Origin of the sequence: Pseudonocardia sp. SID8383 (genome assembly GCF_009864975.1) — a bacterium.
In the GTDB taxonomy this organism is placed as follows: Bacteria; Actinomycetota; Actinomycetes; order Mycobacteriales; family Pseudonocardiaceae; genus Pseudonocardia; species Pseudonocardia alni.
On sequence record NZ_WWFY01000303.1, the window covers coordinates 1 to 6,581 of the forward strand.

Sequence of the window (6,581 nt, forward strand, 5' to 3'; positions counted from 1 at the left end):
CGGGGTAGCCGCGGCCGTCCTTGTCCGACGGCTGGCCGGGCACGACGACCCGCGCCCACCCGTCGCGGCGCTCGGTCACGGTCACCGGGGCGCCGAGCAGCGCCTGGGTCTGGGTCCGCGAGGCGGTGGTGAGCTCGCGGCGGTCCGCGCTGCTCATCGACCCCATCCATGCGGCCGGGTCGGCCGGGGCGGCGACGGCGGCCCGGTCCCGCGGGCGCGGGCTGTCCGGTGAGGTCCACACGGTCGCGACCGACACGGCGACGAACGTGCGCCCCGGTCCGTCGGCGGCCGCGGGCAGGGCGACCGCGGGCAGGACGGCGCAGCCGAGCACCGCGGCGAACAGGACGGACAGGACACGGGGCACGGCGGGGACTCTCGACAGCCGGATGGGCCGGGGCAAGCAGCCACACCGCCGGGTCACCACGACGGGTGGAGTGGCCCCGCCCACACGGGTGGGTTCTCATGGTGCGGTGCGCCCCCACCGGATCACCGCGGCCGTCGTGACGGTGCTGGCCCTGCTCCTGGCCGGCTGCGGCGCGGGCTCACGCACCCCGGCCGCGACGGCGACACTCGTGCCGTGCGGGTTCCCGCCGCCCGCGCAGGGTCTCGACGTGCGGGTGCTGGCCTACAACTCCTCGGCCGTCGACCCGTTCACGAACACGATGGTCCGCAGCTGCTCGAGGGACGGCGTGACGCTGCGCCACGAGCCGATCGACTTCGCCGGGCAGACCCAGAAGACCATCGCGACGCTGTCCGGGCGCTACGGCACCTACGACATCGTCGAGACCTACGGGCTGGTCGTGCCGCAGTTCGCCTCGACCGGGAAGCTGCGCCCGCTCGACGACCTCGTCGCCCGGTACCGCGAGGAGTACGGCCTGGACCGGCTGAGCCCGGAGATGCTGGCGGCGCTGTCCTACGACGGGAAGCTCTACGGGCTGCCGACCATGGCCCAGCCGTTCACGCTCGTCTACCGCCGCGACGTGTTCGACCGGCTCGGCCTGGCCCCACCCCGGACCTTCGCCGAGCTGCGCGAGGTCGCGGCCCGGGTGCAGCGCGACGGCGGGATCCGCTACCCGCTGGCGCTGCCGCTGCTCGCGAGCGCCGACATCGCCACCGCCTACGACGCCGCCCTCGGCTCGCTCGGCACCGACTACGTCGACCGCGACACCGGCCGCCCGAACTTCACGACCCCGGCGGCGGCGCGGGCGTTCACCGAGCTGCGGTCGCTGCTGCCGTTCATGGACCCGCAGGTGACGACGTTCGCCCAGCCCGCGGTGCAGCAGCAGATGTACAACGGCTCGGCCGCGATCGCGATCATGTACAGCGGCCGGATGTTCGACCTGGTCCAGGAGCGCAACAGCCGCTTCTCCCGGGAGTTCGCGTTCGCCCCGCCGCCGTCGGTCGCCGGTGGCGACGTGCTCTACAACTCGCTGTCGGTCGACGGCTGGGCGATCCCGGCCAACACCGAGGTCGACCCGGACCTGCTGTTCCGCTTCCTGGCCGCGTCGGTGGGGCCGGAGTCGGCGCGCGCGGCGGTGCCGGCGGCGTTCCCGTCGCGGCTGGGCAGCGTGACGCCGGCCAGCAGCCCGTTCGCGCCGGCGCAGCTGGAGGCGCTGGGGAAGGCCCCGCCGCCCGAGCCGTTCCCGTGGACCTCGCGCATCTCGGTCGCGACGCGTCCGGTGGTGGCCGACGTGCTGGCCGGGCGGGTCCCCGTGGAGCAGGGGCAGCAGCGGATGCAGGACATCGCGACGGCGATCGTCGCCGAGTACCGGGAGGTGGGCTGAGCCGCCCGGACGTCGTCCGGCCCTTGTCAGGTCCGGCCCGCGACTTCTAGTGTATGCGTATGCACCTCACTGAAGCGGACATGCGGCGGATCGGCTCACCCGTCACCGTGGCGAAGGCGCCGGCCGTCGCCGACAGCGCAGACCTGCGCGACCCGGCCGTGGTCGCCACCGTCTCGGAGATGCTGCGCACCATCTCCGCGGACGGGATGGACGCCGTGCTGCGCTACGCCCGTGACCTCGACGGGTTCACCGGCTCCGACCTGCTCGTCGGTCCCGCCGAGCTCGCCCGGGCCGGGGACGAGCTGCCCGCGGACCTGCGTTCGGCGCTCGACGCGGGCGCCGACCGGACCCGCCGGTTCGCCGGGATGCAGCGGGCGCGGCTGCAGGACTTCGAGTCCGAGGTGCTGCCCGGGGTCGTGTGCGGACAGCGCCTGGTTCCCGTGCAGAACGTCGGTGCCTACCTCCCCGCGGGCCGGTTCCCGCTGCTGGCCGGCGCGTTCATGACCGTCGGCGTGGCCGGGGTCGCGGGCGTGCCGAACATCGTCGCGGCCACCCCGCCCTCGCGCGACGGCCGCCCGCACCCGGCCGTGCTCTACGCGGCGCACATCAGCGGTGCCGACGCGGTCTACGCCGTCGGCGGTGTGCAGGCGCTCGCGGCCATGGCGTTCGGGCTGCTCGACGGGACGCCCTCGGACATGATCGTCGGCGCCGGCAACGCCTACGTGGCCGAGGCCAAGCGCCAGCTCTACGGGCAGGTGGGCATCGACGTGCTGGCCGGGCCGTCGGAGGTCGCCGTGATCGCCGACGACACCGCCGACGCCGCGACCGTCGCCGCGGACCTGCTGGCCCAGGCCGAGCACGGGCCGACCTCGCCCGCATCCCTGGTCACGACCTCCGGGCGGCTGGCCGAGGAGGTGCCGCAGGAGATCGAGAAGCAGCTCGCGGGCCTGGCGACCGCCCCGATCGCCGGGGCGGCCTGGCGCGACCACGGCACGGTCTACCTGGCACCGGACCGGGAGACGGTCGCCCGGGTCATGGACACCCTCGCTCCGGAGCACCTCGAGGTGATCGCCGAGGACCTCGACTGGTGGCTGGGCCGGCTGCGCAACTACGGATCGCTGTTCCTCGGTCCGCACTCGACGGTGGCCTACGCCGACAAGGGCATGTCCGGCACCAACCACGTCTTGCCGACGACCCGGGGCGCGCGCTACACCGGCGGACTGTCGGTGGCCGGCTTCCTCAAGCAGCTGACCTACCAGCGGGCGACCCGCGAGGCGACCCGCGCCCAGGCCGAGCCGACCGTGACCGTGTCCGACTTCGAGCAGCTCGTCGGGCACCGCGACAGCGCCCGCATCCGGCTCGACGCACTCCGGGACTGATCGCGCATGCGTATGTATGTCGGAGGTGGGTCGGCGGGCCGGGGCAGCCGCCCGCTCGTGGTGGCGCTGGGGCTCGCCGTGGTGCTGCTGCTGGCCGGATGCGGCGCCGGGTCGCGGACCCCCGCCGCCACCGCCACGCTCGTCCCGTGCGACTTCCCACCGCCACCGTCGCCGGTGGACGTGAACGTCCTGGCCTACAACTCCTCGGCGATCGACCCGTTCACCAACTCGATGGTGCGCAGCTGCTCGCGCGACGGGGTCACGCTGCACCACGAGCCGATCGACTACGCGGGCCAGGCCCAGAAGACGATCGCGACGCTGGCCGGCCGCTTCGGCACCTACGACATCCTCGAGACCTACGGCTTCGTCGTCCCGCAGCAGGCCTCGACCGGCAAGCTCCACCCGCTCGACGACCTGGTGGCCCGCTACGGCGCGCAGTTCGACCTGGACCGGCTCAACCCGGCGATGCGCGAGGCGATGTCCTACGACGGCACCCTCTACGGCATCCCGATGCAGGCCCAGATGTTCGTCATGGCCTACCGCCGCGACGTCTTCGACCGGCTCGGGCTGACGCCGCCGCGCACCTTCGCCGAGCTGCGGCAGGTCTCCGAGCGCATCCAGCGCGACGGCGGCATCCGCTACCCGCTGGCGCTTCCGCTGCTGGCGAGCTCGGACCTCGCCACCGCCTACGACGCCGCGCTGGGCTCGCTGGGCACCGACTACGTGGACCGGCACACCGGCCGCCCGAACTTCGACACCCCGCAGGCCGCGGAGGCGTTCGAGCAGCTGCGCTCGCTCGTGCCCTACATGGACCCGCAGGTGACGACGTTCGCCCAGCCCGCGGTGCAGCAGCAGATGTACAACGGCTCTGCCGCGATCGCGATCATGTTCAGCGGCCGGATGAAGGACCTCACCGAGGCGGACAACAGCCGGTTCGCCGCGGACTTCGCGTTCGCCCCGCCGCCGTCGGTGGCCGGCGGCGACGTGCTCTACAACACGCTGTCGGTCGACGGCTGGGCGATCCCGGAGAACACCGATGTCGACAGGGACCTGCTGTTCCACCTCGTCGCCGCCTCGGTCGGGCCGGAGTCGTCGAGGGCCGCGGTGCCCGGCGCGTTCCCGGCCCGGGAGGGCATGGTGACCCCGGACAGCAGCCCGTTCGCGCGGGCCCAGCTGGAGTCGATCGGCAGGGCCTCCCCACCGGAGCCCTACCCGTGGACGTCGCGGATCAGCAACGAGACCCGCCCGGTCGTCGCCGACGTGCTGGCCGGCCGGACGACGATCCCGGACGGCCAGCGGCAGATGCAGGAGATCGCGACCGCGATCGTCGCCGAGTACCGGCGCTGACCCCCTTCCCACCACCCACGAGAGCGAGGTGAGGCGACCATGCGCAGGCGCGAGTTCCTGGGACTGGTCTCCCCGAGCCTGCTGGTGATGCTCGGCCTGCTGCTGTTCCCGCTCTACAAGACCGTGGAGTGGAGCCTGCAGCGGGTCAACTACGGCGAACCCGGCACCTTCCTCGGCCTGGACAACTACACCCAGGCCCTGTCCGACCCCCGGCTCGGGCGGGCGGTGCTGTTCACCGTCGGCCTGACCGTCGCCGTCGTCGCCGTCCTGCTGGTCGGGGGCTACCTGCTCGCCGTGCTGGTCAACGGGCTCGGCCGGTCCCGCCCCTGGGTGCTCGGCGTGCTCCTGGTGTCCTACGTCGTGCCCAACGTCGTCGGCGCGACGATGTTCTCCTGGCTGTTCGACTCCAACTTCGGCGGCGTCGTCAACTACCTGATCACCGAGCTCACCGGGGCCGAGATCCTCTGGTTCACGGAGCCGTGGGCGAACCGGGTGATGATCGGTCTCAACACGGTCTGGTTCATGCTGCCGTTCGCCATGCTGGTGATCCTCGCCGGGCTGCAGGGCGTCCCGGGGGAGATCGTCGAGGCCGCCCGGATCGACGGCGCCACCGGCTGGCGGGTGCACTGGCACGTGATCGTGCCGAGCATCCGGGGCGTCCTCACCTTCGTCTCGATCATCTCGATCATGGACGTGCTGCGGACGTTCGACCAGCTCGTCCCGCTCTCGCCGCAGGCACCGCAGATCGGCAACGAGTCGATCATGCTCTACATCTACAACATCGCCTTCCAGGACGGCGGCCAGCAGCTGGGGCTCGGCAGCGCGATCAACGTGCTGCTCATCGTCCTGATCGTGCTGTTGCTCTCCCCGTTCATCCGGGACATGGCCAAGGAGGCCCGCCAGTGAGCAGCGTGCAGACCGCCCCGCCGGCCACCACCCCCGGCCCGTCCGACGACACCGGCCCCGCCCCGGCCCGCCGCCGCCCACGCGGGCGGACCGTCCTGGTCGGCGGACTGCTGCTGGTGATCTGCTGGGTGATGCTGAGCCCGGTGCTGTGGACGGCCATGTCGGTCACCAAGCCGACCGACGTCGCCTTCCTCGATCCGCCGGTGTTCACCTGGGAGCCCACCTTCACCGCGTTCGTCGACCTCTGGCAGACGACCGAGTTCTACCGGTACCTGCTCAACACCCTGGTCGTCGCGCTGATCAGCACGGTGATCGCGCTGCTGATCGGCATCCCCGCCGCGTACGCGCTGTCGCGCTACCCGGGCTGGGTGTCGGTCGCGCTGCTCATCGCGGCGCTGATCTTCCGCGCGCTGCCCCGGTTCGCCGTGGTGCTGCCGATGTACGAGCTGTCGCGTTCGCTGGGGATCTACGACACGACCTTCGCCGTCGCCGCGGCACTCGTGGCGATCAACCAGCCGTTCTCGATCTGGCTGCTGCGCAACTTCTTCGCCGAGATCCCCAAGGAGCTCGACGAGGCCGCGATGCTCGACGGTTGCAGCCGCTTCCAGATCCTGTGGCGGGTGATGGTGCCGCTGATGGGCCCCGGCATCCTCACCGCCGGGATCTTCATGTTCCTGTTCGCGTTCCAGGAGTACCTGACGGCGAACGTCCTCACCGACGTCGTCGCCCGCACCGTCCCGGTCTTCATCGCCACCCAGCTCGGGCAGACGCTGCCGATGCTGCAGCAGGCCGGCGCCGCCGCGATCCTGCTGACGCTGCCGGTGATCGGGTTCGCCTTCGTCGCCCAGCGCTACCTCGTCGCCGGTCTGGGCGCGGGCTCGGTCAAGGGCTGAGCGGTGCCCGCCGTCCCGTCGTCCCCGCCGCTGGTCCTGCTGCCGGGCATGAACTGCTCGGCCCGGCTGTGGGGCCCGGCGGGGGCGGGGGCGCTGCACCCGGTCCTCGACCGGCCGACCCTCGACGACCAGGTCGAGGCGCTGCTCGACGCGCTGCCCGACCGGTTCGCCCTCGGCGGGCTCAGCCTGGGCGGGATCGTCGCGATGGCGCTGACCCGGCGGGCCCCGGACCGGGTCGCCGGGCTCTGCCTGATGGCGACCAGCGCCCGCCC

General features: G+C 72.7%; 5 protein-coding genes and 2 pseudogenes. 6 read left to right on the forward strand and 1 reads right to left on the reverse strand.

Translation table 11 applies throughout. From position 1 onward, the window contains the following. Positions 1-364 (reverse strand): annotated as a pseudogene (locus tag GTW08_RS07550) (hypothetical protein); the annotation flags it as partial. Between the two features lie 106 nt (positions 365-470). Between GTW08_RS07550 and GTW08_RS07555 the strand changes: the two are divergent. From GTW08_RS07555 to GTW08_RS07580, 6 genes and pseudogenes are all read left to right on the forward strand, one after another. Then, positions 471-1,784, forward strand: a complete 1,314-nt coding sequence (locus GTW08_RS07555; protein WP_073577030.1) for an ABC transporter substrate-binding protein — start codon at positions 471-473, stop codon at positions 1,782-1,784. A gap of 59 nt (positions 1,785-1,843) precedes the next feature. Then, the gene (gene hisD / locus GTW08_RS07560) at positions 1,844-3,163 is read left to right on the forward strand and encodes a histidinol dehydrogenase (protein ID WP_073577029.1); all 1,320 of its coding nucleotides are present in this window, start codon (positions 1,844-1,846) and stop codon (positions 3,161-3,163) included. Positions 3,164-3,169: 6 nt separating this feature from the next. Beyond that, the gene (locus GTW08_RS07565) at positions 3,170-4,510 is read left to right on the forward strand and encodes an ABC transporter substrate-binding protein (protein WP_083658873.1); all 1,341 of its coding nucleotides are present in this window, start codon (positions 3,170-3,172) and stop codon (positions 4,508-4,510) included. Positions 4,511-4,549: 39 nt separating this feature from the next. Continuing rightward, a complete protein-coding gene (locus GTW08_RS07570; protein WP_073577027.1) occupies positions 4,550-5,416 on the forward strand; it encodes a carbohydrate ABC transporter permease in 867 nt (288 codons plus the stop codon). Beyond that, positions 5,413-6,309, forward strand: coding sequence for a carbohydrate ABC transporter permease (locus GTW08_RS07575; protein WP_083658872.1), 897 nt, complete (start codon positions 5,413-5,415; stop codon positions 6,307-6,309). The genes GTW08_RS07570 and GTW08_RS07575 overlap by 4 nt, the downstream gene beginning before the upstream one ends. Before the next feature lie 3 nt (positions 6,310-6,312). After that, positions 6,313-6,581: pseudogene (locus GTW08_RS07580) on the forward strand (alpha/beta hydrolase); the annotation flags it as partial.